General features: G+C 64.8%; 4 protein-coding genes. 1 reads left to right on the plus strand and 3 read right to left on the minus strand.

Features of this window, described 5'->3' with window-relative positions; translation table 11 throughout:
* On the minus strand, nt 1-299 hold a 299-nt coding region (locus EN991_RS31360), incomplete at its 3' end, for a SapC family protein (protein ID WP_164769495.1).
* A 269-nt stretch (nt 300-568) separates the two neighbouring features.
* On the opposite strand from EN991_RS31360, the gene EN991_RS31365 reads away from it, so the two are divergent.
* On the plus strand, nt 569-838 hold the full coding sequence (locus tag EN991_RS31365; protein ID WP_064992649.1) for a hypothetical protein: 270 nt from the start codon (nt 569-571) through the stop codon (nt 836-838).
* A gap of 72 nt (nt 839-910) precedes the next feature.
* Here EN991_RS31365 and EN991_RS31370 read toward each other — a convergent pair whose 3' ends face one another.
* Entirely contained in the window at nt 911-1,447 is a 537-nt protein-coding gene (locus tag EN991_RS31370; protein ID WP_245461126.1) for a GNAT family N-acetyltransferase, read from the minus strand.
* 11 nt (nt 1,448-1,458) lie between these two features.
* Nucleotides 1,459-2,682: hypothetical protein (locus tag EN991_RS31375; RefSeq protein ID WP_164769496.1), on the minus strand; the 1,224-nt coding region annotated here is incomplete at its 5' end.

A 2,682-nucleotide genomic window follows, 5' to 3' on the forward strand; every position in this document is an offset into this window, starting at 1 on the left:
GGGATGTAGTGCGGCCCGGTCCATTTGCCGTCGGCATCGACGAACAAATTCTCGTTCTGGCGCACGCCGGTGATGATCACCGGCGACTTGGCCGGGCCGATGAAGACGATCGGGTAGGAGCGCATCGCCGCCGGCATTTCCGACGCGACCACCGGAATGGCGTGCGCCGAGCGGGCGAAGCCGAAGTCACTGCGCGCGGTCAGGCCAAGCGAGCCGTGCCGCGCCGGATTGAGCGCCTCGGGCCTCGAATAGAACAGCGGCAGCGCATCGCCCGTCACGTCCGTCTTTGCATCCGCCATCATCCGTCTCCCGCACGCCCATCAGGCTGCCAATGGTCCCGAAGCCGGGATCTATGCTTTGTTTGCGCTGATCTTGGATCGAAAGGAATCCCGCGCAGGACAAAGTACTACAGCGTCTCTTGCGCGCATAAAAGGACAGGCGGTGCTGTATCTTTGGGATTTGCGGCGATCGATTGTCTTGGGGAACACGACCGCCGCCTGCCCGCCTCTGGACAGCTTGCGGCGAAGCGGCGACAGTGCCGCCTGCAAGGTGGATTGAGGTTGATAGCATGGCGTCGGTATCGGATTTCGAGCAGGGACAAACCTTCACCATCGAAGCCGGGGGCAAGCAGATCCCGCTCGAACTGAGCGCGGTCAAACCCATCGCCGCCAGCCCGCGCCCGGGCGGCGGTTTCTCGCTGCTGTTCAGAGGCCCGCGCGACATCGCGCTGCCGCAGGCGACCTACCTTTTCACCGGGGAAAGCGGCAGCCACGAGATCTTCATCGTGCCGGTCGCCGCCGATGCGGCCGGGCGGCTGTACGAAGCGGTGTTCAACTAGGCGACGTTTGCTTTTTGAGGCGACGCTTGCGCTGCGGCGCGAAACCTTGACGCCAGCGGGACAGCCATCGTCTCACCCCGCCCCGCCCCTCGGCGCCGCACACGCCATCAGATCGTATACACCCTTGTCCTCGACCACCGCAAAACCGAGCCTGACATAGAGCCACCTGGCCGGATTGTGCTTCTCGACATGGATCGATACTGATTTGCCGGCTAACCATGCCTCGTCGATGAGATCGCGCAGCAGTGCGGTGCCGTAGCCCTTGCGGCGATGATGCGGCAGGAAGGCAATGTCGATGATGCGGTGCTGGCTCGGCCAGCGCTCGATATAGAGGCGGCCGATGTCCAGCCCGGCGCGTTCCACCACCAGCCAGTCGGCCTCGGGATAGTGTTTTTGGTAATGCGCGTGCTGCGCCTGGAACTGCATGCCGAGGAATTCGGCCTTCTGTGCCTCGGTCCACGCCGTCACGGCGAGTTCTTCCACGCGCGTCGAGGCATAGAGCCGCGACAGGAACGGCAGATCCGCCTCTGTCGCGGCGCGGAAGCCGAGCCCGGCCTTCTCCGACCGGGACCAGGCTGCGAGCCGATACGCCTGCTTCGCCTCTGTCACGCTGCCTGACGTCAGACCGGCGGCGTCAGGTCGCGCACGACGACGATCTGCTTGAGGTTGCTGGTGGCCAGCGCCGTCCACGTCCACTCCCATTCGGAGCTGTCCATGGCCATCTGGTTGATGGTCCACAGACCATTTGTGCCGTCGTTCTGGACCATCATCGAGAACAGGGCAAGGCGGCCATCGGCATTGTAATCGAGCGACAGGCGGGTGTTGGCGCCCGAGCCGCTGAAATCGCGCCATCCCGACCAGTTCTGGGTCGCGGCGTCATATTGGGCGTTGAAGGAGTGGACATGCTGCTGGTCGGAGGCGACCAGCATGATGTCGCCATCGCCCTGGATGCCGGCGCAGAGCGTGTATTTGGGGACCCTGCTGTAGCCGGGCGTCGCCCAGGCCGTCCAGGTATCGGAGCCGGCCGGCAATTGCTTGGTGTGCAGGACCTGGCCTTGCTGCGTCATGGCAAACAGATTGGTGCCGCCCAGCGGACCGACAATCGGCGCCATTTCCGTGAAGGGGTAGCCGGCGTCGATCTGCACCCATGGCGTCCAGTCGGCGACCGTCAGCGCCTGGGCCTTGGCCTGCTGGCAGCGATAGAGATGGAGGGCGGAGTTGATGCCGAACAGCGCGATGCGGCCGTCTGCCTGGCGCAGCGCCGTGATCGCCACGAGCTGCCCGGTCAGCTGGATCCAGGCGCTCCACGGCTGGACGGGCGGCCTGAGCTCGTCGACGGTGACGACGATCGGCGTCGTCGTGCCGGGCGGCGTGATGGTTTTCTGCACTTGAACAATCACATCCGGGTTCTGGTAGATCCACCAGATGCGGCCCAGATTGTCGGTGAGGAAGATTTCGACGCGGCCATCGGCATCGCGCGCCATCGTCAGTTTCTGATAGGAGGTGGCACCGGGCGGTGTGCCAATGCTCATCGGCGCGGTCCATTTCTCGACCGGGCCGATCTGGTTGGCGTCCTCGGTGATGAAGGACAGGTTGGTGGTTCCCGATGGCTGCGCGACCACCGCGACGCGGCCGTCCCTGGTCAGCCCCGCCGTCATGATCACCCAGGCGCCGGGCGCGATGAACGACCAGGCCGAAGGCCATGGCCCGTTCGGCGAAAGCTGCGCCTTCTGGATCAACTGCCCCTTGGCGGAATCGATCCCCACCACCATCAGCCGCGACAGTTCGAAGAACGAAGCGCCGGCCGGCTTGTGCTGGTAAATGGGTGGGGGGCTGGACGGCGC

Source organism: Mesorhizobium sp. M7A.F.Ca.US.005.03.2.1 (assembly GCF_003997795.1).
Classification (GTDB): domain Bacteria; phylum Pseudomonadota; class Alphaproteobacteria; order Rhizobiales; family Rhizobiaceae; genus Mesorhizobium; species Mesorhizobium ciceri.

Excerpts from the sequence above, each read along its gene's own strand:
- EN991_RS31365 (WP_064992649.1), top strand. The coding sequence starts at position 569 with ATGGCGTCGGTATCGGATTTCGAGCAGGGACAAACCTTCACCATCGAA.